This is a genomic window from Pseudomonas sp. GL_093 (genome assembly GCF_057837605.1).
The window spans coordinates 73,935-98,336 of the sequence record NZ_CM174448.1; the positions used below are offsets into that span (position 1 = coordinate 73,935).

Sequence of the window (24,402 nt, forward strand, 5' to 3'; positions counted from 1 at the left end):
GATGCCCTTATCCGATGTTCGACAGTTTCAGCAAATGGCGCAGGTCGTTGAGCAGATCCTTACCCTTCACCGTCGGGTCGTAGCGCAGCACCAGATTGCCATGCGGATCGATGATCCACAGCTGCGGCACTGACTGGTCGCCGGCGGTCTTATGGAAGTCGGTCAAATTCAGTGGATAACGCTGTAATTGAGGATACTCGCGCGTCAGCTTGGCGTCGTATTCACTGCTCAGCGGTTGTGCCGCAGCCAAGGCATGACTGGCGCGCCCGGCATCACGGCCGAGGCCGATCTGGATCTGCCGCGCCAGGTACACCAGTTGCTGGCAGTCCACCGAGCAATCCTTGGGCGCGGTCACCAGTATCTGCCAACGATCCTCCTGCGCCTGGACGCCGAGGTCGGCGCGGGTCTGGCCGTTGCCGATCAGTTCGCCGTGATAGCTGCGACCTTCCGGCACCCAGAACTGCAATTTGTACATGCCGGTGGCGAGGATCATCGGACCGATCACCCCAAGCAGGATCAGCAGTAACTGCAAGCGACCTTTGCGCCGACTCGCCGGCGATTTCGCCTCAGACATGCTGGGTGGATTCATGGCCGCTCCCATGGTGTTTCTCCTTTGCGTTGTGCCAGCCGAGATAGAGATAGAGGCCGAACAGGGCGATCGACATGGCGAACCACTGCACGGCATAAGCCAGGTGTTTTTCCGGTCCCATGGCGACTACCGGCCAGTCAGCCTGGTAAGTCGCGGGACCGCTTTCTGCGCGTAATTCGTAGGCAAAACCTTCGCGATCCAGCGCCGTCCAGAGCTTGGCTGGTTCAACTGCGGTAACCAGTTGTGGCCAGGTCGTGGTGTTCGGGTCGGCGTGCAATTGGAAGGTGGCGCCGGGGGAGACGTAGACCCAGGCAACGAGACTCAGGGCCTGAGTCGGTGTGGTGAATTGCGGTGGGGTGCGGCGATCCGGCCACGGCAGCCAGCCGCGATTGACCAGCAGCCAGAGCCCGGTCGCCTGATCCTGAAACGGTTGCAGCAGTTCGACGCCAACCTTGCCGTCGCGCTGACGGTTATCCAGCAACAAACTGTGGGCGGCATCGAACTGGCCGTGCAGGTGAACGCGGCGAAAGGCTGGATCTGCGGTGGGTTGCAGCTCGGTGCTGGCCATCGGTTCAGCGGCACGGCGCTCGGTGTAACTTTGCAGCAGCGCGCTTTTCTCTGCGCCCCGGCTCAATTGCCAGAACCCGAGTGACACCAGCATGGGCAACAACACCGCGACCACCAGGGTCGGCACGATGCCCGGCCGGAAACGCTTCATGGCGTCGCCAGAAAGTCGGTAGTCGCGATAGCTATACTCAAGTGCATCGCCTTTCCCCCGGAGTCTCACCATGCTCAAAGCAGCCATCGTCCTGATGCTGATTGCCACGGTTGTCAGCCTGTTCAGCGGCCTGTTTTTTCTGGTCAAGGACGACAGCAGCTCGAACCGCCTCGTCATTGCCTTGAGTGTTCGTGTTGCGCTGGCCGCCATTACCGTCGGCTTGATTGCCTGGGGTTTTTTCAGCGGCCAGTTGGTGTCGCACGCACCTTGGTAAGCCTCAGAGCACGTAGACGAAAACGAAAAGCCCGATCCACACCACGTCCACGAAGTGCCAGTACCAACTCGCCGCTTCAAACGCGAACTGGTGCTCGGCGTCGAAGTGCCCGCGCATGATCCGCATCAACATCACAAACAAGATGATGGTGCCGATGGTCACGTGGGCACCGTGGAAGCCGGTGAGCATGAAGAAGGTCGCGCCGTAGATGCCCGAACCCAGGGTCAGGCCCAGTTCGTGGTAGGCATGCATGTATTCTTCGGCCTGAAAACCAAGGAACGCGCAGCCCAGTAACACGGTGAGCGCCAGCCAGATTTTCAGCGCGCCGCGATGACCTTTCTTCAAGGCGTGGTGGGCGATGGTCACGGTGACGCTGGAGCTCACCAGCAAAATGGTATTGAGCAGCGGCAGGCCCCAGGGACTGATGACTTCCTTGGGTGGCGGAAAGAGTTTCGGGTCAGGGGTGTGCAGCAATGGCCACGCAAACTGGAAATTTGGCCAAAGCATATGAGCGATGCCTTTGGCCCCTTCACCACCGAGTGCCGGGCCGGAAATGTTTCTCACATAAAACAGCGCGCCGAAGAAGGCGATGAAGAACATCACCTCCGAGAAGATGAACCAGCTCATGCCCCAGCGGAACGAGCGATCCATCTGGGCGCTGTACAACCCCTGGCGGCTTTCCTTGATCACCGTACCGAACCAGCCGAACAGCATGTAGGCCACCAGCAGGCCTCCGACGAAAAAGATCAGCGGGCCGTGGGACTCCGGCCGCGCCGCCTTCAGGTCGTTGAACCAGGTGGCCAGGCCGAACACGGTGGTGAACATGCCGGCGGTGGCAATGATCGGCCATTTGCTCTGGGCCGGTACGTAATAATGTTCATGAGTTGCCATTTATTGTTCTCCTTATCGGGCACGCTCAGCCGCCAGTATTTACAGCCACCGGTGGATGTCGGGCGGTGATATCGAACAGCGTGTAAGACAGCGTCAGGTGCTTCACATCCTTGGGCATGTCACGGTCAACGATGAAACGTACCGGCATCTCGATCCGTTGACCGGGCTGCAGCACTTGCTGGGTAAAGCAGAAACACTCGGTCTTGTGGAAGTACGCCGCCGCGGCGCTGGGCGCGATGCTCGGAACCGCCTGGGCGCTCATCGGGCGATCGGTCGGGTTATGGGCGATGAAAATCATCTCGTTCACCGCTCCTGGATTCGCCACCAGTTCATCGCCCTTGGGATAGAAGTCCCAGGACATGTCGGCGGCATTGGTCGACAGAAACTGCACGCGGACCTGCCGCGAGGTGTCGACCGTTTGCTCGCCCTCGTACTGCCCGCCGGTCTTGCCGTTGATGCCGAACGCCTTGCACATCACGTCGTAGATCGGCACCAGGGCAAACCCGAAGACAAACATCGCCACCACCACCAACAGCAGGCGCGTGACCAGTTTCTTCAGTGATATCGAGTCAGCCATGATTTCCAACCTCCGCCGAGAACCCTGTGGGAGTGAGCCTGCTCGCGAAGCAGACGCCGCGGTTTAACAGACAGACCGCGTCATCGTTCTTCGCGAGCAGGCTCGCTCCCACAAAGGCAAAGCTGTTCATTTCACTTCCGGCGGCGTGGTGAAGGTGTGATACGGCGCCGGTGACGGGACGCTCCATTCCAGACCTTCAGCCCCATCCCACGGTTTGGCCGGTGCTGGCGGGCCGCCACGGATGGTCTTGATCACGATGAACAGGAAGAAGATCTGCGTGGCGCCGAACATGAACGCGCCGATCGACGACACCATGTTGAAGTCGGCGAATTGCAGGTTGTAGTCGGGAATCCGCCGCGGCATGCCCGCCAGCCCCACGAAGTGCATCGGGAAGAACGCCATGTTCATGCCGATGAACGACAGCCAGAAGTGCAGCTTGCCGAGGGTTTCGTCGTACATATGGCCGGTCCATTTCGGCATCCAGTAGTAGGCCGAGGCGAAGATCCCGAAGATGGCTCCAGGCACCAGTACGTAATGGAAGTGCGCGACCACAAAGTAGGTGTCCTGGTACTGAAAGTCCGCCGGGGCGATGGCCAGCATCAGCCCGGAGAACCCGCCAATGGAGAACAGGATCACGAACGCCACCGCAAACAGCATCGGTGTTTCGAAGGTCAGCGAGCCTTGCCACATGGTGCTGGCCCAGTTGAACACCTTCACGCCAGTCGGCACCGCGATCAGCAGCGTGGCGTACATGAAGAACAACTCGCCCACCAACGGAATGCCGACCACGAACATGTGGTGCGCCCAAACGATGAACGACAGGAACGCGATACTCGCCGTCGCATAGACCATCGAGGTGTAGCCAAACAGCGGCTTGCGCGAGAAGGCCGGAATGATCGAACTGACGGCACCGAAGGCCGGCAGGATCATGATGTACACCTCGGGGTGACCGAAGAACCAGAACACGTGCTGGAACAACACCGGGTCACCGCCACCGGCGGCACTGAAGAAGCTGGTGCCGAAGTGGATGTCCATCAGCATCATCGTCACGCAGCCGGCCAGTACCGGCATCACCGCGATCAGCAGGAACGCGGTAATCAGCCAGGTCCAGACGAACAGCGGCATTTTCATCAACGTCATGCCGGGGGCGCGCAGGTTGAGGATGGTGGCGATCACGTTGATCGCGCCCATGATCGAACTGATCCCCATCAAGTGGATGGCGAAGATGAAGAACGTCACGCTTTCCGGTGCGTAGGTCGTCGACAGCGGGGCGTAGAACGTCCAGCCGAAGTTCGGGCCACCGCCGGGGGTGAACAGGGTCGATATCAACAGGATGAACGCCGCCGGCAATAGCCAGAAGCTGAAGTTGTTCATCCGTGGCAGGGCCATGTCCGGCGCGCCGATCATCAACGGGATCATCCAGTTGGCGAGGCCGACGAAGGCCGGCATCACCGCACCGAAGACCATCACCAGGCCGTGCATGGTGGTCATCTGGTTGAAGAACGCCGGTTCGACGATTTGCAGTCCCGGTTGGAACAACTCGGCACGAATCACCATCGCGAACGAGCCGCCGAGCAAAAACATGGAGAACGCGAACCACAGGTACAGCGTGCCGATATCCTTGTGGTTGGTGGTCAGTACCCAGCGCATCAGGCCTTTGGCGGGGCCGTGGGCGTGGGCGGTGCCGGTATGAACATGGTCATCGACGACAGCAGTCATGTCCTGTCTCCTGCAAACAGATGGGCTGGGCAGGCCGGGGCGCGATGCCCCGACTGGTTCCTTACGTGCGCAATAGACCGGGTCATTTGCTTTCCGCCTGTTTCAGCTCCAGCACTTCTTTAGGGGTGACCATGTCGCCCTTGTTGTTGCCCCAGGCGTTACGTTCGTAGGTCACGACCGCTGCGATATCGACTTCCGAAAGCTGCTTGCCGAACGCCGCCATGGCGGTGCCGGGCTTGCCGTGGAAGACAAGGCTCAGGTGTCCTTCTTTCGGTCCGGTGGCGATTTTCGAGCCCTTAAGTGCCGGGAACATCGGCGGCAGGCCCTGACCTTCGGCCTGGTGACAGGCGACGCAGGTGGTGTGGTAGATCTTGTCGCCGCGCTCTTTAAGCTCGTCGAGGGTCCATTCCTTGCTGGTCAACTCTTTGAGCTGCAGGGCTTCAGCCTTGCGCTCGCCCAGCCATTTTTCGTAATCGGCCTTTTCCTTGACCTCGACCACGATCGGCATGAAGCCGTGGTCCTTGCCGCACAATTCGGCGCATTGACCGCGGTAGATGCCGGGCTTGTCGACGCGGGTCCAGGCTTCGTTGACGAACCCCGGAATCGCATCGCGCTTGACCGCAAAAGCCGGCACCCACCAGGAGTGGATGACGTCGGCGGAAGTCACCAGGAAGCGCACCTTGGCGCCGATCGGCAGCACCAAAGGCTTATCGACCTCAAGCAAGTAGTGCTCGCTCTTGGCTTCCTTGTTGTGGATCTGATCGGCGGGCGTGGTCAGGTTGCTGAAGAACTCAACGTCCTGGCCCAGGTATTTGTAGTGCCACTTCCACTGATAGCCGGTGACCTGGATATCGATATCCGGCTCACTGGCGTCGTACATCTTGATCAGGGTTGCGGTCGCGGGAACCGCCATGGCCACCAGGATCAGGAAGGGCACGATGGTCCAGAGGATTTCAACGGTGGTGCTTTCATGAAATTTTGCGGCCACCTGCCCGGTCGAGCGGCGGTGGAGAATCATCGACCAGAACATGGCGCCGAAGACGATGATGCCGATCACTACACAGATCCAGAAAATGGTCATGTGCAGGTCAAATACTGCGTGACTGATTTCAGTCGCTCCCGGCGCCATATTCACAGTCCAGGCCGCTTGTGCCTGACTGAAAATCGACCACAACAGGAGGCCCATCCAGACGTGTGGATGTCGCATCATTGCGGGTTCCCCTTATCGTTCTTGTTATCCCGCCGGCTTTCACCTGCGGCAAGGGAGCGGCTTTTTCAGACTACGAACTTGAATCGCCGAGCCTTGCTGCGTGTGCAGTCGGGCGTCATCAGCTAACTCCATTCCCACCCGAGTATAGACAGCGACTGCCACCTCGCAATGTGAGGGCGTAAATCATCTGAAACAGGTGGGACTTGCGTTCCAGGGCACGAATGGAGAAGGATGCAGACGAGTGGTGGCAAACCGATATAACTTTGATGTCTCAAGGATGAAATAATTATGACAAATGCGTCTTAGCATTTTTCGTATGCCAGCTAAGTTATGTCTTCCCTATTTCATTGCCTTTGTTTCCTGGAGTTTTCATGAACACCGCCGCATTGCGCGAGCAGATCCAAAAAGCCCAACAACACGAAGCTGAAACCGGCCTGCTGACTCGTCAGCTGGAAAGCAAACTGCCTCATCTACACCCATCCATCCAATTGCCGGAAGCGGACGCCAATGGTGTGCTGACGCGTTTTGTCGCCGCCTACATCGATGAAGTTCCTGATCTGCTGGATGCAGCCAATGAAGTTGCCAGGGAAGCGGGTATCGAGTCACAGATCAAACCGGTGCTGAAAATTGCCGAACAGTACTTCCTCCAGCCGCCGACGATAATGGCTGGGCACATCGGGCTCGACAGCCTGCTGGACGAAGCCTATCTGGCGCACCGTTTTGTCGAAGAGGTCAATGACCTGTACATCAAGCATTTTGGCCAGCCACTGATCCCCTTGGACATGACTGTCGCCAACCTGATTGCCCACCAACTGATCGGTGAGGAGTTCGCCAACCAACTGGATGAGGCTGTACATCACGCCGTGGACGAGATGCTCGACGACGAAAGCTTCGCGCTGGAGTCGGTGGAAGCCTACCGTGGAAAGCTAAGCAGCCCGGACACTGGCGCTGCGTGGAAGCGCTGGCCGTGCATGTCGCGCCGGTTAGGCGTGGGCCTGGAACTGGATCAGCCAGCGGCTTGATCCATTGATCAACACAATCCCCCTGTGGGAGCGAGCTTGCTCGCGATTGCGGTGTGTCAGTCGACATGAATGTTGAATGACCAATCGCCATCGCGAGCAAGCTCGCTCCCACATTGTTTTCTATGCAGCCGAACCTACTCCGGTGGTGGTACGTAACCGCCCTTCCAACCTGCGCTTCAACCCCCGCGCTTCAATCAACAGTTTTGATCCCTTGGCCGCATTGGCCCGACCCCATTCCTCCAGCAACTCCAGACACGAGTGATCGATGTAACTCAGGTTATTCAGCGGCACATGCACCGTCGCGCCTGCCGGAATGGTCCCCAGAACCTGAGTCAGCGCCGGCACTTTGAGGAAGGTCGCTGCACCTATCAATCGCAGCTCCATTTCGCCGTCCTTGGGCAAATCGATCAGGCTGATTTTCAGCCGCGAAGCCTTCCAGGCCAGTTTGGCCAAGGTCAGGCCGAAGCCGATCAGCACGCCGGTCAGCAGGTCGGTGAAGATGATCGCCAGGGCTGTTGCCGCGTAGGTGAACATCGGCATCCGCCCATAACGGCCCAGACCACGGAAGGCCTTGAGGTCGACCAGTTTGAAGCCGGTGTAAACCAGAACACCCGCCAGACTCGCTACCGGGATGCTTTGCAGTACGCTGGACAGCAGCAACACGAAAGCCAGCAACCACAGGCCGTGGAAGATCGTCGACAGTCGCGTGGTGGCGCCGGCCTGGACGTTGGCCGAACTGCGCACGATCACGCCGGTCATCGGTAGCGCGCCGAGCAGACCACAGAGCATGTTGCCGACGCCTTGAGCTGACAATTCCCGGTCGAAGTCCGAGCGCTGGCCGCTGTGCATGCGGTCCACCGCGGCGGCCGAAAGCAGGGTTTCGGCGCTGGCGATAAACGCCACGGCAAATGCGGCAATGAGCAGCGTCGGGTCAGCGAGGTTGAGTAAATCTGCGGGTTTCAGCCAGTCGATGGCTTCCGCCAGGTTGGCCGGGACCTCCACTCGTTTGACCTGCAAGGCGAGCACCAGGCTGGCGACAGTCGCCAGGCCTACACCCAGCAGTGCGCCGGGAATGAAGCGCAGGGAATGGGGGCGAAATTTCTCCCACAGCCACATCACCGCAATCGTCGATAGCCCGAGCAAACCGGCTTGCCAACCCAAGGACGGCAAGGCCTGGGCGACGGCAGCCGGGAAGGCTGCCAGATTATCCAGCCCTGAGGGCTTGGGCACGGCGTCGAGCATCACATGCACCTGTGACAACACGATCAGTACACCAATCCCGGCGAGCATGCCGTAGACCACGGCCGGTGCCGTCACCCGAAACCAGCAGCCCAGCTTCAAACGCCCAGCCACCAGCTGCAGAAAACCGGCCAGCAACAGGATTGGCCCGAGCATGTCGATGCCGTGCTGGCGTACCAGTTCGAACACCAGAACCGCCAAACCGGCCGCCGGGCCACTGACTTGCAGTGGCGAACCGGCAATCCAGCCCACCACCAGGCCACCGATGATCCCGGTGATCAAGCCTTTGGACGGCGGCAGCCCCGAGGCGATGGCGATGCCCATGCACAAGGGCAGGGCGACGAGAAACACAACCACGGACGCCAGCAGCTCCCGTGGCAGAACAGCTTTAAGTTGAGCAGCACGCATGGTGACTCTCCCGAAGTTTTCTTCAGGCGTGGCGAAGCCGGGCTGCTTGATCAGCAGCCTCGGCTAAACCACACAGTAATTTAGGAAGATTTAGAAGCGCGCTTTGGGCGTCGCCACCGGAATCGGATGGCTGCCATCGAGCGGCAGGAAACACCCCTTGTCCGCGTCGTAAGCTCTGATTTCGCTGGTTTCGATGTTGTAGATCCAACCATGGATAAACAGCTGACCATTGGCCATGCGCGAGGCAACCGACGGGTGCGTGCGCAAATGCTGCAGCTGGGCGATCACATTCTCCTCGGTGAGGACGTGCATGCTTTCGTTTTCGTCAGCGCAATGGCAGTTTTCCTGGACCATGGTTTTTGCCACTTCGGCATGACGCAACCAGGCTTTGACCGTTGGCATTTTTTCCAGGCTTTGCGGGTTGAGCACTGCGCGCATCGCGCCACAGTCCGAGTGCCCGCAGATGATGATGTGTTGCACGCCGAGGGCCAGAACGGCGTATTCGATCGCCGTGGAAACACCGCCGTTCATTTGCCCATAAGGCGGCACAACGTTGCCGACGTTACGGGTGACGAACAAGTCGCCGGGGGAGCTTTGGGTGATCAGCTCAGGAACGATGCGCGAATCGGCGCAGGCGATGAACATCGCCCTGGGGCTCTGGGCCGTGGCGAGTTTTTTGAAGAGTTCTTCCTGCTGTGGAAAAACCTCGTGATGAAAATGCAAAAAGCCGTCAACGATATGCTGCAGCGCTGCATCGGCGGTTTCCGCCTCGGGTTGGGCTGAAGCCGACGCAGCCAACGGCTGTTTATCCTTGTCACTCATGATTCATCCTCTTTGGCGGAGTCAGGGAATTTTCCCGTTTTGTCCGGTGTGAAGCCAGTGGCTGTTTAAAAACATCCAGGCCGAGCATCTCGACCCATCAGTCACTCGATGAACAAGGTAGCGGCTGAAACTTAACTCAAACTGAATAAAACGCTCTAGAACGTGTGTTCCAGGTCACAAAAAACGTGACCGGCGTAGTGGCAAAGTGCATTTCACCCTACTCAACCATAGGCCAATTGTCCTCAAATCAACGACATTTGGCGACCCGGCGGACAGAAGGCTTCGCAGTCCAGATTGAAACCTTCCCGACGATTGAGCCCCAGGCGTTTGATGGTTTTGGCAAAGCGTTGCGCCAGCAGATCGGCAAACGGCCCTTCGCCACGCATCCTGGCACCGAAGCGACTGTCGTAGAGCTCGCCACCACGGCTCTGACGAATCAGGCTCAACACATGAGCGGCACGCTGAGGATAGTGGGCCGCCAGCCATTCTTCGAACAGCGGGGCAACTTCCAGTGGCAGGCGCAGCATCATGTAGGCCGCACTTTGCGCCCCTGCGGCATGAGCCTCGGTGAGCAGGCTTTCGAGTTCGCTGTCGTTGATCATCGGAATCATCGGCGAGCACAGAACGCCCACCGGAATTCCCGCTTCACGCATCACGCGGATCGCCCGCAACCGAGCCTTGGGTGCAGCGGCACGCGGTTCGAGGATGCGTTTGAGCTCGTCGTCCAGGGTGGTGAGGCTGATCATCACCGCCACCAGCCTTTGCTCGGCGAGTTCGACCAGCAGGTCCAGATCCCGAAGAATCAGCGAGCCCTTGGTAATGATGGTCACGGGATGGCGATAGCGCAGCAGCACTTCGAGGGTTTTGCGGGTGATTTTGTGTTCGCGCTCGATCGGCTGATAAGGATCCGTATTGGAGCCCAGATTGATCGGCGCACATTGATAGCCGCGCTTGGACAGTTGTTCTTCCAGCACATCGGCGGCGTTGGTCTTGGCGATCAGTTTGGTTTCGAAATCCAGCCCTGGCGACATGTCCCAATAAGCGTGGCTGGGCCGCGCGTAGCAATAGATGCAGCCATGCTCGCAGCCGCGATAGGGATTGATCGAACGATCGAAGGGCAAGTCCGGCGAGTTGTTGCGAGTGATGATGGTTTTCGCCGTTTCGATGCGCACCTCGGTGCCTTGGGTGATCGGCGCTTCCTGATACCAGCCGTCATCCTCGGCCACCGAGCGATTCGGCGCGAAACGGTTGTGCGGGTTGGTGGCGGTGCCGCGACCGCGAGGGGGAAGAGGGGTGGACATGAAAACGCCTCTGTACTGTTTTTATATACAGTATAGAGGCGTTATTCATCTGGCTAGTGCCGCTGGGCAGTCAGTTCTTCCGGGTGACTTGCCCCAGATCGTCGGCCGACGTGGTCTTCATATCATCCGTGCGCAGGTCTGCTACCTCGCTCGCCTTGACCGGCAAGCCGCCGTTGCCCCAGCTGCCGCGGATGAAACTCACCACATCCGCCACTTCCTGATCCGACAAGCGCCAGGCGAATCCCGGCATGGTAAAGGTCGAAGGTGCCGTGTGAGTCGCCGGCAGGGTACCGCCCTTGAGCACGATGTGAATCAGTGACGTCGGATCCTCCGACTGCAACACCGGGTTGCCCGCCAGCGCCGGGAACACTTTGGTGTAGCCATGGCCATCGGTACGGTGACAGGCCGCGCAGTTGTCGATGTACACCGAAGCGCCAGGCTTGCTGTCGTCCCCGTTCCACAGCGCCTGTGCTACCTGTTTGTCGTACTGGTGCGGCTGATCGTCGGGATCATTCGCCGGCAAGGATTTGAGGTAACGGGCAATCGCGGTCAGATCGTTGTCGGTCATGAACTGCATGCTGTGCGTCACCACATCACTCATGCCACCAAACACTGCGCTGCGATCACTGCGACCGGTCTTGAGGAACTGCACCAGTTGCTCTTCGCTCCAGCTCCCGAGGCCGTCTTTGTGATCGCCGCGCAGACTTTTCGCGATCCAGCCTTCAAGCGGTGCACTGCCTGACAGAAATGCGCTGCCTTCGCCTGCATTCAGGGCTTTTTCCTGCATGGTCAGGGCACGCGGCGTATGGCACGCACCGCAATGTCCGAGGCCCTCGACCAGATAAGCCCCACGACTGACCACGGCATCTTCGCCGGGTGCCGCTTTGTAGTCCGCCACAGCCGGGGCAAACATCCAGCGCCAGCCCGCAAGCGGCCAGCGCATGCTCAAAGGCCAGGGAATGTCGCTGGCCTTGTTCTCCTGAGCGACAGGCGCCACGCCATGCATGAAGTAGGCGTACAAGGCTTGTATGTCGGGTTCGTTGACGCTGGCGTAGGACGGATAGGGCATCGCCGGGTACAACGTACTACCGTTTTTGGCGACGCCATGGCGCACGGCCTTGTCGAAATCCTCAAAGCTGTAGTTGCCCAGGCCGGTTTTATCCGGCGTGATATTGGTGGAGTAGATCGTCCCGATCGGCGTTTCCATCGGCAGGCCGCCGGCGAACGGCTTGCCGTCCTTGGCGGTATGGCAAGCCACGCAGTCACCCGCGCGGGCGAGGTACTCGCCTTGTTTGATCAGGTTTTGATCGATTTCTGCGGCGTTGATCGAGCCACAACCGAGCAGCGCCAGGGTCGCGATAACAAGTGCTTTCATGGTCATCGCTCCTTAAGCCTGAACCAGCGGGCCGGGGTTTTTCAGGTACTGCTCGCGGATCGCCCGGGCCGACCAGTAGGTCAACGCTGCCACCAGACCGGTAGGGTTGTAGCCCAGACCTTGTGGGAAAGCTGATGCACCAGGGACGAAAACGTTATGCACATCCCAGCTCTGCAAGTAACGGTTCAGGGCGCTGGTTTTCGGATGGGTGCCCATGATCGCGCCACCGTTGAGGTGGGTGGTCTGGTAAGACGCGGTGTTGAAGTGATCACCAACTTTCTTGCCCAGTACGGCGATGGCCTTGGGGCTCATCGCTTCGGCGATCTTGCCCATTTTCTCGACCATGAAGCGGTTCATCTTGATGTCGTTTTCCTGCCAGTCGAAGGTCATCCGCAACAGCGGCAAGCCGTAGGCATCGCGGTACACCGGGTCCAGATCGAGGTAGTTGCCGCGGTAGGACTGATGCGCGCCGTGGGCATCCATCGACACTTGATGGGTGTAGTAATCGGCGGTGGCACGTTTCCAGGCACTGCCCCAGGCCGGGGTGCCTGGCGGGTTGGATGTGCCTGCGATTGGTCGGCTGCCGGCCTGGTTGACCCACATCGGCGAGCCGCCGACGAAACCATGGGGGCCGTGATCGAAGTTGTCGGCGTTGAAGTCGTCCACCGCCACGCCGTTACCGCCGGCACCAATAAAGTTATTGGTGTGGGTGTCTTTGTCGAAGTAGGCCTTGATGGTGGCCATGTTCTGGTAGGCGAAGTTCTTGCCGACCACGCCTTCGCCACTGATCGGGTCATACGGTTTGCCGATACCCGAAAGCAACATCAGCCGCACATTGTGGAACTGGAAGGCACCGAGGATCACCAGATCTGCCGGCTGCTCGATTTCCCGGCCCTGGCCATCGATGTAGGTCACGCCTGTCGCCTTGCTCTTGGTGCTGTCGAGATTGACCCGCAGTACGTGGGAGTTGGGCCGCAGCTCGAAATTGGGCAGCGGTTTGAGCGCCGGCAGAATGTTTACGTTCGGCGATGCCTTGGAATACATGTAGCAGACATAGCCGCTGCAAAAACCGCAGAAGTTGCACGGGCCCATCTGTGCGCCATAGGGGTTGGTGTAGGGGCCTGACGTATTGGCCGAGGGCAAGTTGTAGGGTTTGTAACCTACTGCGGTGGCCGCTTTCTGAAACAGCTGTGCGGAAACAGTGTTCTTCTGCGACTCCAGCGGGAAATGATTCGAACGATCCGGCGCGTACGGGTTGCCGCCCTTGCCTTCACCGACCAACTGACCCTTCACCGTCCAGGCCTGACCCGATGTGCCGAAAACCTTCTCGGCGTAATCGAAAAACGGTTCCAACTCCTCATAGCTGACGCCGAAGTCCTGGATGGTCATGTCCTTGGGGATGAAGCTTTTGCCGTAGCGTTCTTCATAGTGGCTGCGCATGCGCAACTCGATCGGGTCGACCCGAAAGTGCACGCCGGACCAGTGCAAACCGGCACCGCCGACACCGTTGCCGGGCAGGAAGGCGCCGAGTTGGCGGTTCGGCAGCGCGATGTCATTCACGCTATGGCGAATGGTCACGGTCTCTTTGGAAATGTCCTGGAAGAGTTTTTTCCGCACGCTGTAGGTGAGTTCGTCGATCACCTGTGGATAGTTGCCGTCGGGGTAAGTGTCCTGCATCGGCCCGCGCTCCAGCGCCAGCACATTCAGGCCGGCTTCTGTCAGCTCCTTGGCCATGATCGCGCCCGTCCAGCCAAAACCGACGATCACTGCGTCGACCTTCTTCATTACCGTTGCCATGCTTACGCCCTCTCGCCGCGAATCGAAACTGCCGGGAAGGGGTATTGCTCGTTGCGTTCCACCCAATCCATGAAATCGGCGCGGGCGCCGGGGAAGCCGATCATGGTCCAGCCGACCATGCCTTTATTGCCGCCGTGAATCGGGTCGCAGAAGAACCCTTCTTTGGTGTTTTGCAGCAGCAGGTTGAAGAAAATCTTCGCTGGAACACTGTCGAACTGAGGTTTTCCGACCTCGAGTTGCTTGAGCAAATCGTCTCGGGTAGCGCTGTCTTGCTCGGCAAATACTTTACCGTTGAACGCTTTCGACCAAGCATCCGTGGCGGCGATGCCCAGGCGATAAATCTCTTTGGGCACCAGTTTGCTCTGCCAGCCCATTTCCGGAGCCGCGTCTGCGTTGAACGGTCCCTGCATGAACCACAGCGCGCCGGCCGCGTAAGGCGTGTTCATCTGGCGGTCGATGTATTCGGGGACACCGGCTTCCAGGGCGCCTGGCCCTTGGGCATCGCTCGGAATCAGCTGCGCGACAGCCGCCTGGATGAACGTCCATTCTTCGGCGGTGAAGTAGCCGGGTTCATAGGTGCTGGTGCTGACCGGCGCTTTGCCGGAGCTGGCCGGGGCTGCTTCGGGCGCGGCCATCAGGACCGTGCTGCCCAGACCGGTGCTGGCAACGGTGACCACCGGGATCAAGGTCAGGGATTTGCGCAAAAACTCACGCCGCGGGTTGTCTCGATCTTGATCGGACATAGGGTGGCACCTCATCAGGCATAGCGGTTTTTCAGCCGTCTCGCAGGACGACTTTTCGTTTTGGCACCGATGAAGATCGCCAGCAAGCGGGGAGCAATAGGGCGCATCGGTAATATGGAGAAACAAATGGTAGCAGGCTAAGCATAAAGATGAACCGATTCAGCTGAAAAACCTCGGTTTTGCGACGAAAGCGATCGGCCGATTCACGATTCTTTGACAGACGGCTCACAGGCCTTTGACTGCTCGGGGGGGAAGCTGGGCCGTCATCTTCCCAATTCTCCTGAACGGTCACCCCGAGCATGTCTCTATCGCGTTTTATCCCAGCGATCTGCCTGTCGCTGGCCGCACTGTTGAACCTGACGCCGGCCCTTGCCGACGACAGTGCGTTGCCCCGACCTGCGGAGTGGGCTCAATCGGTCGAGGTGCAATACAACCTCTTCAAAATGTCCCCGACGCTCTATCGCAGTGCATTGCCCGACAGCGGCGCCGTGCCGTTACTGGAAAAACTCAAGGTCGGGACCGTTATCACTTTCCTGCCCGAGTCGGACTCCAGCTGGTTGTCGACACCAGGGATCGCACAGGTACAGCTGCCCTATCGCACCAACCATGTGGATGATGCGGATGTACTCAAGGCCCTTCGCGCGATCCAGACTGCCGAAGCCAAGGGACCGGTGCTGATGCACTGCAAGCATGGTTCGGACCGCACGGGCCTGATGGCGGCCATGTACCGGGTCGTGGTGCAGGGTTGGAGCAAGGAAGACGCCCTGAACGAAATGACCCAGGGCGGCTTTGGTGACAGCACTCATTTCAAGGACGGCGTCCGTTACATGATGCAGGCTGATGTCGACAAGCTCCGCACCGCGCTGGCCAACGGCGATTGCAGCACGAGCCCGTTCGCCAGTTGTTCGATGAAGAGCTGGTTCAAATCGGCCCACGTCGAGTAAACCGTTACCTCCGCGGGCAATGGCCTCTGGGCCTGCAAAAGCGGATGGGTATCGGGCATGGCGTCTTCCTTGAGTAGAGGCTGAATGTGGTCAGCCTATAAAGGAAGCGCAGGGGAAAGGTGGTAGATAGATACCACCTTCCAATCCGTTCAGGAGTGGAAGGTGGAGTTGACTCAGTGTTGCTCGTCAGGCTTTTTCTTCAGCTTCGGGTTCGGGAAAAACTGCACGGCCTGAACCTTGGCGTCCGGCACCTTCAGCGCCGAGGTGTTGACCCGCGTGCCCAATTCCTTGGGTACCGACAGGCCTTGTTCATTCAACGTGTCGGAATAACCGCAGGCCACGCACTCGCGGTGCGGAACTTCGTCTTCGTTCCACATCATCAACTTGTCCGGCTCGCTGCAGGCCGGGCAGACAGCCCCGGCGATAAAGCGCTTTTTCGTGATCACATGACCCTCGCTCATGCTGCCGCGACCTCACTCAGGCCGCTGTGGCGCAAGAGTGCGTCAATCGACGGCGGACGTCCGCGGAAGTCGACGAACAGCACCATTGGCTCCTGGGAACCACCGCGCGCCAGGATCGCTTCGCGGAATGCACGGCCGGTCTCGGCGTTGAGTACGCCGTCTTCTTCGAATTTCGAGAAGGCATCCGCCGACAGCACTTCAGCCCACTTGTAGCTGTAGTAGCCCGCCGCATAACCGCCGGCGAAGATGTGCGCAAAGCTGTTCGGGAAACGGTTGTAGGCGGGTGGGCGCATGACCGAGACCTCGTCGCGCACACCTTCAAGTACCTGCGCCACGCTGCGGCCGTCACCGTGGGTGGCGTGCAGGTCGAAGTCGAACAGCGAGAACTCCAGCTGACGGACCATCATCAGGCCGGACTGGAAGTTCTTCGCGGCGAGCATTTTCTCCAGCAGGTCCTGAGGCAGCGGTTCGCCGGTTTCGTAGTGACCGGAAATCAGCGCCAGACCTTCCGGCTCCCAGCACCAGTTCTCCATGAACTGGCTTGGCAGCTCGACCGCATCCCAGGCCACGCCGTTGATGCCGGATACGCCGGCGTGTTCAACGCGGGTCAACAGGTGATGCAGGCCGTGACCGAATTCGTGGAACAGGGTGGTCACTTCATCGTGGGTCAGCAGGGCCGGTTTGCCGCTGTCGGCCGGGGTGAAGTTGCACACCAGGTTCGCCACCGGACTTTGCAATACGCCGCTGATCGTGCGGCGACGGTCACGGGCGCCGTCCATCCAGGCACCGCCACGCTTGTTGGCGCGAGCGTAGAGGTCGAAGAAGAAGCGGCCGACGTGCTGGCCGTTTTCCTTGATTTCGAACAGGCGAACATCCGGGTGCCAGGTGTCGAAGCCTTTCAGTTCGGCGATTTCAATGCCGTACAGGCGCTGAACGATAGCGAACAGACCGCCCAGCACTTTGTCGATCGGGAAGTAAGCGCGAAGGGCTTCCTGGGCAACGCTGTAGCGCTGCTCGCGAAGCTTTTCACCGTAGAAACCGCTGTCCCAGCTTTGCAGGTCCGGGCAGCCTTGTTCGGAGGCGTACGCCTTGAGCTGTTCCAGATCCTGGGCGGCGAACGGTTTACTGCGCTTGGCCAGATCGCGCAGGAAACTCAGTACCTGATCGCTCGATTCGGCCATTTTGGTGGCCAGGCTCAGCTCCGAGAAGCTGGCGAAGCCCAAGAGTTTTGCAAGCTCCTGACGCAGGTCGAGGATTTCTTCCATGACCGGGCCGTTATCGTTCTGACCGGCATTCGGGCCTTGGTCCGACGCACGGGTGCAGTAGGCGGCGTAGACTTCTTCGCGCAGGGAGCGGTCTTGGGCGTAGGTCATCACCGCGTAGTAGCTCGGGAATTCCAGGGTGATCAAGAAGCCTTCCAGGCCTTTGGCCTGTGCAGCCGCGGCCATTTGCGCCTTGGCCGAATTGGTCAGGCCAGCGAGGGTAGCTTCGTCAGTGACGTGTTTGGTCCAGGCCTGAGTGGCATCGAGCAGTTGGTTGGAGAAGCGGCTGCCCAGCTCCGACAATTTGCTCTGCACTTCGGCGTAACGCTTTTGTTCGGCTTCCGGCAGGTCGATACCCGACAGACGGAAGTCACGCAGGGAGTGTTCCAGGATAGTTTTCTGCGCCACCTCGAAACCGGCAGCTTCGGGACTGTTAGCCAGCGCTTCGAACGCCTCGAACAACTCGCGGTTTTGGCCCAATTCGGTGGAGTAGGCGCTCAAGGCCGGCAGGCAGGATTCGTAGGCTTCGCGCAATTCGGCGCTGTTGCACACGGCATTCAGGTGGCTGACCGGGCTCCAGGCGGCGCCCAGTCGATCATTCAGCTCGTCCATCGCCAGCACCAGGCCGGCCCAGGTCGGTTGTTTGCCCTGGACTTTGAGGATCTCGATAATGGCGGCGCGGTTGTCAGCCAGGATCTGTTCAATGGCCGGTTGCACGTGTTCGGCCCGGATCGCCGAGAACGGCGGCAGGTCGTAGGACTGCAAAAGAGGGTTGTTCACGCTCACGTTTGGCACCTTGGCTGGAAGAAACATTGCGCCATCTTAATTACAATCGACGCTCACCGCAGCTATCAGCAAAAGAGAGAGAGCCTATCGTGACCCTTCGCAAGTATCAGAACCACACGCCGCTACTGGGCAAAGGCGCCTTTGTCGACGGTTCGGCGGTGGTGATCGGCGACGTCGAAATCGGCGAAGACAGCTCGGTCTGGCCGCTGACGGTGATTCGTGGCGACATGCACCGCATCCGTATCGGCGCGCGCACCAGCGTGCAGGACGGCTGTGTGCTGCACATCACCCATGCCGGGCCGTTCAATCCCGATGGCTTTCCGTTGCTGATTGGCGATGATGTGACCATCGCGCATAAAGTCATGCTCCACGGCTGCGCCGTGGGCAATCGGATTCTGATCGGCATGGGCAGCATCGTCATGGACGGTGCGGTGGTCGAGGACGACGTGATTATCGGTGCTGGCAGCCTGGTGCCGCCGGGCAAACGCCTTGAAAGCGGCTTCCTTTATGTGGGCAGCCCGGTGAAGCAGATTCGGCCACTGACTGACAAAGAAAAAGCCTTTTTCACCTACAGCGCGGCGAACTACGTGAAGCTCAAGAATTTGCATCTGGCCGAAGGCTACGACCAGCTCTGACCCTGCGCCCTTATTCAGGATTCAACATGCATTACCAAACCGTATTGTTCGACCTCGATGGCACCCTGACCGATCCACGCGAGGGCATCACCCGTTCGATCCAGTTCGCCTTGAGCAAACTGGGCATCGATGAGCCCGACCTGACCAAACTTGAACACTTCATCGGCCCGCCGTTGTTGCAGGCGTTCATGCAGTTCTACGATTTCGACGAGCCCAAGGCGTGGGAAGCGGTGAACTTCTATCGCGAACGCTTCAAGGTCACCGGCCTGTACGAGAATCGCGTGTTCGATGGCGTCACACCTCTGTTGGAAACCCTCGGCGGGCAAGGGCGACAGCTGTGCATCGCGACGTCCAAACCGTGGATTTTCGCCCGGGAAATTGCCCGGCACTTCGACTTCGCCAAGCACTTCAAAGTGATCTATGGCAGCGAACTGGATGGAACCCGGACCAACAAAGTCGAGCTGATCGCCCACTTGATGGCCGAAGAAGGCCTGGACCCGGCCAACACCCTGATGATCGGCGACCGTAAGCACGATTTGATCGGTGCGCGCAGCAATGGGCTGGATGCGGCGGCGGTGGGTTACGGGTTTGGCAGTCGGGAAGAGTTGAGCGCTGAAGCGCCGACTTATCACTTCGAGACGCTGGAAGAGATGCATCAGGCGTTTTTGCAGCGATAGTTCAATCGCCTTCGCGAGCAGGCTCGCTCCCACATTAGATCTGCGAATACAAGTCCGTTGTGGGAGCGAGCCTGCTCGCGAAGAGGCCCGCTCCGCCTCTGAAGTTTTATGCTCCAGCCAATGCCTTCAAAGCCGCCTTACGTTCTGCAACCGGCAACGCGCCGAGCTTCTCGACCGATGCATAAAACTTCACCCAATCCCCGCCCACCTGTCTGAACAACGCCGCAAACGCCGGCACCCATTGGTCGTACAGCCCAAATGGCATCAGCCGGGCATTGTTCATCGGCGCATTGATCCACGCGTCATAGCGTTTGTCCCCAGCCCATTGGCTGTCGCGCAGCTGCCGGTATTCACCCCGCAATCGTTCGAACTCGTCGGCTTTGCGCTGGCGCATCCGGTCGGCGGGCAGGGGCAGGGTGTACAGCCGTTCGAGTCGCGTGCGGGTATCCAGAACCAACTGAATGAACTGGTCCCGTTGCTGCACCTGTGCGCCGCTGTCTGGCGCCAGGCCGCGGAATGCACGCCATTGGCGGGTGCCTTCCTGTTCGACGAAGGTGGCGAAAGACTCATTGAACTCGGTGTCGTCCTTCACATAAACACGTTGATGCGCCAGTTCATGGAAGATCAGCGTGGCCAATCGTTCGTCACCCCAGGCCATCATCGAACTGATAATCGGATCGTTGAACCAGCCGAGCGTCGAATAAGCCTCGACGCCGCCGATCGACACGTCCATACCTTGCAATCGTTGCAACGCAGCTTCACCGCGGGCCGCGCTCTGACTGTAATAACCGCGATAGGCGACGCAACCGGCGATAGGAAAGCAATGGTTCTGTGGTGACAGGGAAAATTCCGGCGTGGCAAACACGTTCCAGACTACGAACGGCCGGCCAATGTCGGAGTACAAACGGTAACTCTGGTTATCCGGCAGATGCAGCTGTTGGCTGGCGAAGGTCCGGGCCTTTTGCGATTGAGTCAGGTGCGCACGCAATAGCTGATCGCGACCGGGATCGGCAATCACTGTGGAAACCGGCTCGCGTGCCCGCAGCAATTGCAGCTGACCACTGGCCAATTGGCCGTAATAGCTGATGCCGGCGCAACCGTTGAGAAACAAAAACAACACACCCGGAAACAAAATGCGTAAAACGCGATCAAGTAACCCAAGGCTTGGAAGCGGCCTGATCAAAATGAATCATCCCTGGAGAGTCTGCCCGCAAGACTATCCCGCCTGACTGGAGCTCCGCTATGCGCACGTTGATGCTGACAGGAAGCCTGCTGTTGCTGGCCGGTTGTGCTGGATTCGGATTACCCCGCCATGATCCGGCTCAAGCGTGGATCGACCTGGAGTCGAAGCAGGAAGACACCGCGCTGCAGGCGCTGGAAGTCGATGACAAGGCCGCTACCGACAAGCGCTATTTTGAGGTCCAGCCGGGTAGCCATGAGCTGACGGTTCGTTACCAATTCCCGGTCGCGCCAAGCAACATCGGCCCCGACGCCGAGCCGCTATGGCGTGATTGCCAGTTGAACGTGAAATTCAAGGACTTCAATGCCGGCGAGCGGTATCAGCTCAAAGCAGGAAATATCGGCTTTCGGCCGTGGGCAAAACTCTACGATCAACAGCGAAAAGTGATTGGCCAGGGTGTACCGGCAGGCTGCCAACGCACCTGATCGGCGTTATTCTTAAGGTCTAGTCCTTGAGAAAATCATCATGCGCAGGTTAATGCTGTTACTTGCTGCAAGCATCGTTGCTGGCTGTCAGAGCCCGTTGCCAGCGGTTAATCCGCAGATGGCCTGGGTCGAGTTTTCTACGCCATTCCCCAACGATAAATTGCTGATGGCCGAACGACTGGACAAGCAGCGGTTGCGCGACGGGCGTTTTTTCCAGGTCACCCCCGGCAGCCATGAGCTGATCGTTCGATTCGACTTCGAAGTGCCCGGTGGTGGTGGCTTAGGTGTGATGGACGGTCCCTCGGAACGGCTGTGCTATCTGACCATCAACTATGATCATTTCGAAGCCGGCCAACGTTATGTGCTGGTAGGCCAGTCGATAGCGTTTACTCCCGGTGCCCGGCTGTACAACGCCAAGCGTGAAATCGTCGCTGAAGACCGAGAGTCCTATTGCCTCATGTGAGGTGAATCAGCGGTCGTTCTTCTGGTAGATGATTTTCTTCGTGCCGCCTTCGCACGAGCCAACGACCATATTCTGATCGTGTACTTCGTCGTTGGTGACGATTTCCAGCGTGTAGGACGAGACGTTATTGGCCTGGATCTTGGCTTCAATCTCGGCCTTGAGTTCTTCACAGGATTTCGCTGCCGCCAGGGCCGATGTGGCCAGCGCGCAACAGATAACCGCCAAGGCAAAACGTTTCATGGTTGAAGCTCCTTTGAGGCAGCGCGCACGATGATGCGTTTTAGCTGCTGTCATTTATTCGACCACAATCTCGCCAGCCAGGTTTTGTTTCAGCGCAAAAAAAGAACGCAGCCTGCCGAGGCTGCGATCTTTTATCGGGGAGCGCGACAACCCTCTATCAGCTGACCAATGTTGCATCCAGGCTGATTTTCGCATTCAACACTTTGGAAACCGGGCAGCCTTCTTTGGCTTTATTGCTCAATTCCTCAAATTGAGCCTGAGTTGCCCCGGGAATCTTCGCTTTGAGGATCAATTTCACTGCCGTGATCGCGAATCCGCCGTCCACCTGGTCCAGGGTGACTTCGGCATTGGTATCAATGCTGTCAGCCTTGAGACCGGCATCGCCGAGAATCATCGAAAACGCCATGGAGAAGCAGCCCGCGTGCGCTGCACCGATCAACTCTTCCGGATTGGTGCCCTTGCCGCCCTCGAAACGGGCCTTGAAGCCGTAGGGCGCTTCTCTGAGGACACCGGTTTCCGTGGAAATCGAGCCGATGCCGGTTTTCAGATCACCTGCCCAATGAGCCGATGCTTTCTTCGTAATAGCCATGTCTGCCTCCTCAAGATCCGGCACGAAGCGTCGCGCCTTTGTGGTTTTCGGTTGCTAGGGTTCTGAGGATAGACCGTGGTGCAAAGTTCACCTGATCTCATTAGTCCTACCGTTTTCGTAGGAATTTATGCCTTGGCTATTGAAACTCGGGTATATGCCCTCATTGCATGAATCACGCTTATAGATTCGGCAGGTTTTCGTTTGTAAGAAAAAACCTGCGCCCTCAATTGGAGAAGCAGGCTTATGAAACGACTGTCCGATATCAAGTTCTCGACCCTCGATCTGGTGCCCGTGCGGGAGAACGGCAGCGCGGCCCAGTCGCTGCGCAATTCCTTGGACCTGGCTCAGCACGTCGAAAAATTCGGCTACAACCGCTTTTGGGTTGCCGAACACCACAACATGGATGGCATTGCGAGTTCGGCGACTTCGGTACTGCTTGGCTACCTGGCTGGCGGCACCTCGACCATTCGTGTTGGCTCGGGCGGTGTGATGCTGCCAAACCACGCGCCGCTGGTGATCGCCGAGCAGTTCGGCACGCTCGAAAGTCTGTACCCGGGCCGGATCGACCTGGGCCTGGGCCGTGCGCCCGGTTCCGACCAGATGACTGCCCGCGCCTTGCGTCGTGAACGCTCCGGCAGCGCCGACGATTTCCCGGAAGACGTGGCGGAGCTGATGCGCTACCTCGGACCGCGCACCCCGGACCAGCGGATCATCGCAATGCCAGGCACCGGCACCAACGTCCCGGTCTGGCTGCTGGGCTCCAGCTTGTTCAGTGCGCAACTAGCGGGTGAGCGCGGTTTGCCCTACGCCTTCGCTTCACATTTCGCACCGCGCTTCATGCATGAGGCCATTCGCGTCTATCGCAATCACTTCAAGCCTTCAGCAATATTGGATAAGCCTTACGTAATGCTCGGTGTGCCCTTGGTGGCTGCCGACACCGACGAGCAGGCCGATTATCTGGCGACTTCGGTCTATCAGCGCATCCTGGCGTTGATGCGTGGCCAGAGCCTGGTGCAACGTCCTCCGGTAAAAACCATGGACGGCCTGTGGCTGCCTCATGAGAAAGAGGCGGTCGGCGATTTCCTTGGCCTGGCAATGGTTGGCAGTCCGCAGAAAATCCGCGCCAAACTGGAAGTGCTGATCGAGCAGACCCAGGCGGACGAGCTGATTTTTACCTGCGACCTGTACGAACATGCCGATCGCGTGCACTCCTATGAGCTGCTGGCCCAGGTCATGAAGGGCTGACGCTCAAATAGCGGGGCACAAAAAAGCCGACGTCATTGCGTCGGCTTTTTCAATTTCGAGGGAGGTCAGCCCTGCTTGTAGACGATTTGCTTGGAGCCTTTTTCACAGGTGCCGACGACTTTCCCACCGGCAGCAGTGCCTTTATCGACGATTTCCAGTGAATAATTAGAAATGCCCTTGGCATCCAGTTTCGCGGCGATTTCAGCTTTTAGCTCTTCGCACGACTTGCCCTGGGCAAGGGCTGTTCCCGCAAAAATCAACAAACCTACCGCTAAAATAAAATTCTTCATCGGGTCGCATTCCCTGGTCGGGTCAATAGGGTCACCCAGCAATCAGCCGGATGTAAATATGTAGCGCTTTGCCATTCCCTATGGCGCTCGGCCAGCGCGCAGGCTCAGAAGATTAGCTCAAACTCAGCTACTGGCAATCCGGAACCCGACTTTGAGCGTCACCTGAAAGTGCGCTGCCTTACCGTCCTTGATGTGCCCGCGGGTTTCGGTCACTTCAAACCATTCCATATATTTGAGGCTTTTGCTGGCCTCGGCCAGTGCGTTGTTGATGGCGTCTTCGATGCTGCTGGTGGACGAACCGACGAGTTCGACTTTCTTGTAGGTGTGATGGTCAGTCATGGCGTTCTCCTCAGGGTGTGAAATACAGCCTAGCAGTGATTTTTCGTATTACTTCTGTCGGCCAATCCGAAGTGGAAGTTCAGATTTACTGCACTTTCTCGAACCCCTGAAGTCCCAACCA

At 58.7% G+C, this 24,402-nt stretch carries 27 protein-coding genes; 8 read left to right on the forward strand and 19 right to left on the reverse strand.

Annotated elements, in window-relative coordinates:
• Nucleotides 1-7: 7 nt before the first annotated feature.
• Entirely contained in the window at nt 8-601 is a 594-nt protein-coding gene (locus AC3IUE_RS00345) for a hypothetical protein (protein WP_489264896.1), read from the reverse strand.
• A complete protein-coding gene (locus tag AC3IUE_RS00350) occupies nt 567-1,307 on the reverse strand; it encodes an SURF1 family protein (protein ID WP_489264898.1) in 741 nt (246 codons plus the stop codon). The genes AC3IUE_RS00345 and AC3IUE_RS00350 overlap by 35 nt, the downstream gene beginning before the upstream one ends.
• A 70-nt stretch (nt 1,308-1,377) precedes the next feature.
• Here AC3IUE_RS00350 and AC3IUE_RS00355 point away from each other — a divergent pair, with 70 nt between their 5' ends.
• Nucleotides 1,378-1,581 carry a twin transmembrane helix small protein gene (locus tag AC3IUE_RS00355; protein WP_008064738.1) on the forward strand — a complete coding sequence of 68 codons (204 nt, stop codon included), beginning with the start codon at nt 1,378-1,380 and terminating at the stop codon, nt 1,579-1,581.
• Between the two features lie 3 nt (nt 1,582-1,584).
• On the opposite strand, the gene AC3IUE_RS00360 is transcribed toward AC3IUE_RS00355, so the two are convergent.
• From AC3IUE_RS00360 to coxB, 4 genes are all read right to left on the reverse strand, one after another.
• Entirely contained in the window at nt 1,585-2,472 is an 888-nt protein-coding gene (locus AC3IUE_RS00360) for a cytochrome c oxidase subunit 3 (RefSeq protein WP_489264900.1), read from the reverse strand.
• 25 nt (nt 2,473-2,497) lie between these two features.
• The gene (locus AC3IUE_RS00365) at nt 2,498-3,049 is read right to left on the reverse strand and encodes a cytochrome c oxidase assembly protein (RefSeq protein WP_489264902.1); all 552 of its coding nucleotides are present in this window, start codon (nt 3,047-3,049) and stop codon (nt 2,498-2,500) included.
• A 126-nt stretch (nt 3,050-3,175) separates the two neighbouring features.
• Nucleotides 3,176-4,768, reverse strand: a complete 1,593-nt coding sequence (ctaD, locus tag AC3IUE_RS00370; RefSeq protein WP_056738410.1) for a cytochrome c oxidase subunit I — start codon at nt 4,766-4,768, stop codon at nt 3,176-3,178.
• 82 nt (nt 4,769-4,850) lie between these two features.
• Nucleotides 4,851-5,978: a cytochrome c oxidase subunit II gene (gene coxB, locus AC3IUE_RS00375; RefSeq protein ID WP_046044862.1), complete on the reverse strand. Its 1,128-nt coding sequence runs from the start codon at nt 5,976-5,978 to the stop codon at nt 4,851-4,853.
• Nucleotides 5,979-6,349: 371 nt separating this feature from the next.
• Here coxB and AC3IUE_RS00380 point away from each other — a divergent pair, with 371 nt between their 5' ends.
• The gene (locus AC3IUE_RS00380; protein ID WP_046044861.1) at nt 6,350-7,000 is read left to right on the forward strand and encodes a hypothetical protein; all 651 of its coding nucleotides are present in this window, start codon (nt 6,350-6,352) and stop codon (nt 6,998-7,000) included.
• 120 nt (nt 7,001-7,120) lie between these two features.
• Here the strand turns inward: AC3IUE_RS00380 and AC3IUE_RS00385 are convergent, their stop codons facing one another.
• From AC3IUE_RS00385 to AC3IUE_RS00410, 6 genes are all read right to left on the reverse strand, one after another.
• Nucleotides 7,121-8,647 carry a SulP family inorganic anion transporter gene (locus tag AC3IUE_RS00385; protein WP_056738406.1) on the reverse strand — a complete coding sequence of 509 codons (1,527 nt, stop codon included), beginning with the start codon at nt 8,645-8,647 and terminating at the stop codon, nt 7,121-7,123.
• 90 nt (nt 8,648-8,737) lie between these two features.
• Complete coding sequence (locus AC3IUE_RS00390; RefSeq protein ID WP_056738405.1) at nt 8,738-9,469, reverse strand: carbonic anhydrase; 732 nt, start codon at nt 9,467-9,469, stop codon at nt 8,738-8,740.
• A 242-nt stretch (nt 9,470-9,711) separates the two neighbouring features.
• On the reverse strand, nt 9,712-10,770 hold the full coding sequence (locus AC3IUE_RS00395; protein WP_201184450.1) for a PA0069 family radical SAM protein: 1,059 nt from the start codon (nt 10,768-10,770) through the stop codon (nt 9,712-9,714).
• Nucleotides 10,771-10,840: 70 nt separating this feature from the next.
• Nucleotides 10,841-12,145 carry a c-type cytochrome gene (locus AC3IUE_RS00400; protein WP_056738401.1) on the reverse strand — a complete coding sequence of 435 codons (1,305 nt, stop codon included), beginning with the start codon at nt 12,143-12,145 and terminating at the stop codon, nt 10,841-10,843.
• A gap of 12 nt (nt 12,146-12,157) precedes the next feature.
• Entirely contained in the window at nt 12,158-13,942 is a 1,785-nt protein-coding gene (locus AC3IUE_RS00405) for a GMC family oxidoreductase (protein ID WP_056738399.1), read from the reverse strand.
• A 2-nt stretch (nt 13,943-13,944) separates the two neighbouring features.
• Nucleotides 13,945-14,685, reverse strand: a complete 741-nt coding sequence (locus AC3IUE_RS00410) for a gluconate 2-dehydrogenase subunit 3 family protein (protein WP_489264907.1) — start codon at nt 14,683-14,685, stop codon at nt 13,945-13,947.
• A gap of 299 nt (nt 14,686-14,984) precedes the next feature.
• On the opposite strand from AC3IUE_RS00410, the gene AC3IUE_RS00415 reads away from it, so the two are divergent.
• A complete protein-coding gene (locus AC3IUE_RS00415; protein ID WP_056738397.1) occupies nt 14,985-15,629 on the forward strand; it encodes a phosphatase domain-containing protein in 645 nt (214 codons plus the stop codon).
• 173 nt (nt 15,630-15,802) lie between these two features.
• Here the strand turns inward: AC3IUE_RS00415 and AC3IUE_RS00420 are convergent, their stop codons facing one another.
• Together AC3IUE_RS00420 and prlC are read right to left on the reverse strand one after the other, a co-directional pair.
• Nucleotides 15,803-16,090: a YheV family putative zinc ribbon protein gene (locus AC3IUE_RS00420; protein ID WP_489264909.1), complete on the reverse strand. Its 288-nt coding sequence runs from the start codon at nt 16,088-16,090 to the stop codon at nt 15,803-15,805.
• Nucleotides 16,087-18,165: an oligopeptidase A gene (gene prlC, locus AC3IUE_RS00425; protein WP_489264911.1), complete on the reverse strand. Its 2,079-nt coding sequence runs from the start codon at nt 18,163-18,165 to the stop codon at nt 16,087-16,089. The genes AC3IUE_RS00420 and prlC overlap by 4 nt, the downstream gene beginning before the upstream one ends.
• 62 nt (nt 18,166-18,227) lie before the next feature.
• Here prlC and AC3IUE_RS00430 point away from each other — a divergent pair, with 62 nt between their 5' ends.
• The gene (locus AC3IUE_RS00430) at nt 18,228-18,773 is read left to right on the forward strand and encodes a gamma carbonic anhydrase family protein (protein WP_462000363.1); all 546 of its coding nucleotides are present in this window, start codon (nt 18,228-18,230) and stop codon (nt 18,771-18,773) included.
• Between the two features lie 26 nt (nt 18,774-18,799).
• Nucleotides 18,800-19,450, forward strand: a complete 651-nt coding sequence (locus AC3IUE_RS00435; RefSeq protein ID WP_489264914.1) for an HAD family hydrolase — start codon at nt 18,800-18,802, stop codon at nt 19,448-19,450.
• Nucleotides 19,451-19,556: 106 nt separating this feature from the next.
• On the opposite strand, the gene AC3IUE_RS00440 is transcribed toward AC3IUE_RS00435, so the two are convergent.
• On the reverse strand, nt 19,557-20,633 hold the full coding sequence (locus AC3IUE_RS00440) for an aminopeptidase (RefSeq protein ID WP_489264916.1): 1,077 nt from the start codon (nt 20,631-20,633) through the stop codon (nt 19,557-19,559).
• 59 nt (nt 20,634-20,692) lie between these two features.
• On the opposite strand from AC3IUE_RS00440, the gene AC3IUE_RS00445 reads away from it, so the two are divergent.
• Nucleotides 20,693-21,115 (forward strand): PA0061/PA0062 family lipoprotein, encoded by a 423-nt coding sequence (locus AC3IUE_RS00445; protein ID WP_046044850.1) that lies wholly within the window; start codon nt 20,693-20,695, stop codon nt 21,113-21,115.
• A gap of 40 nt (nt 21,116-21,155) precedes the next feature.
• A complete protein-coding gene (locus AC3IUE_RS00450; RefSeq protein WP_056738384.1) occupies nt 21,156-21,578 on the forward strand; it encodes a PA0061/PA0062 family lipoprotein in 423 nt (140 codons plus the stop codon).
• 6 nt (nt 21,579-21,584) lie between these two features.
• On the opposite strand, the gene AC3IUE_RS00455 is transcribed toward AC3IUE_RS00450, so the two are convergent.
• Nucleotides 21,585-21,818, reverse strand: coding sequence for a DUF1161 domain-containing protein (locus tag AC3IUE_RS00455; RefSeq protein WP_046044848.1), 234 nt, complete (start codon nt 21,816-21,818; stop codon nt 21,585-21,587).
• A gap of 157 nt (nt 21,819-21,975) precedes the next feature.
• Nucleotides 21,976-22,407, reverse strand: coding sequence for an OsmC family protein (locus tag AC3IUE_RS00460; RefSeq protein WP_056738382.1), 432 nt, complete (start codon nt 22,405-22,407; stop codon nt 21,976-21,978).
• A 243-nt stretch (nt 22,408-22,650) separates the two neighbouring features.
• Here AC3IUE_RS00460 and AC3IUE_RS00465 point away from each other — a divergent pair, with 243 nt between their 5' ends.
• Nucleotides 22,651-23,652, forward strand: a complete 1,002-nt coding sequence (locus tag AC3IUE_RS00465) for an LLM class flavin-dependent oxidoreductase (RefSeq protein WP_046044846.1) — start codon at nt 22,651-22,653, stop codon at nt 23,650-23,652.
• A gap of 65 nt (nt 23,653-23,717) precedes the next feature.
• On the opposite strand, the gene AC3IUE_RS00470 is transcribed toward AC3IUE_RS00465, so the two are convergent.
• Nucleotides 23,718-23,942 carry a DUF1161 domain-containing protein gene (locus AC3IUE_RS00470; RefSeq protein ID WP_489264920.1) on the reverse strand — a complete coding sequence of 75 codons (225 nt, stop codon included), beginning with the start codon at nt 23,940-23,942 and terminating at the stop codon, nt 23,718-23,720.
• Nucleotides 23,943-24,065: 123 nt separating this feature from the next.
• The gene (locus AC3IUE_RS00475; RefSeq protein ID WP_008027736.1) at nt 24,066-24,281 is read right to left on the reverse strand and encodes a dodecin; all 216 of its coding nucleotides are present in this window, start codon (nt 24,279-24,281) and stop codon (nt 24,066-24,068) included.
• Nucleotides 24,282-24,402: the final 121 nt, after the last annotated feature.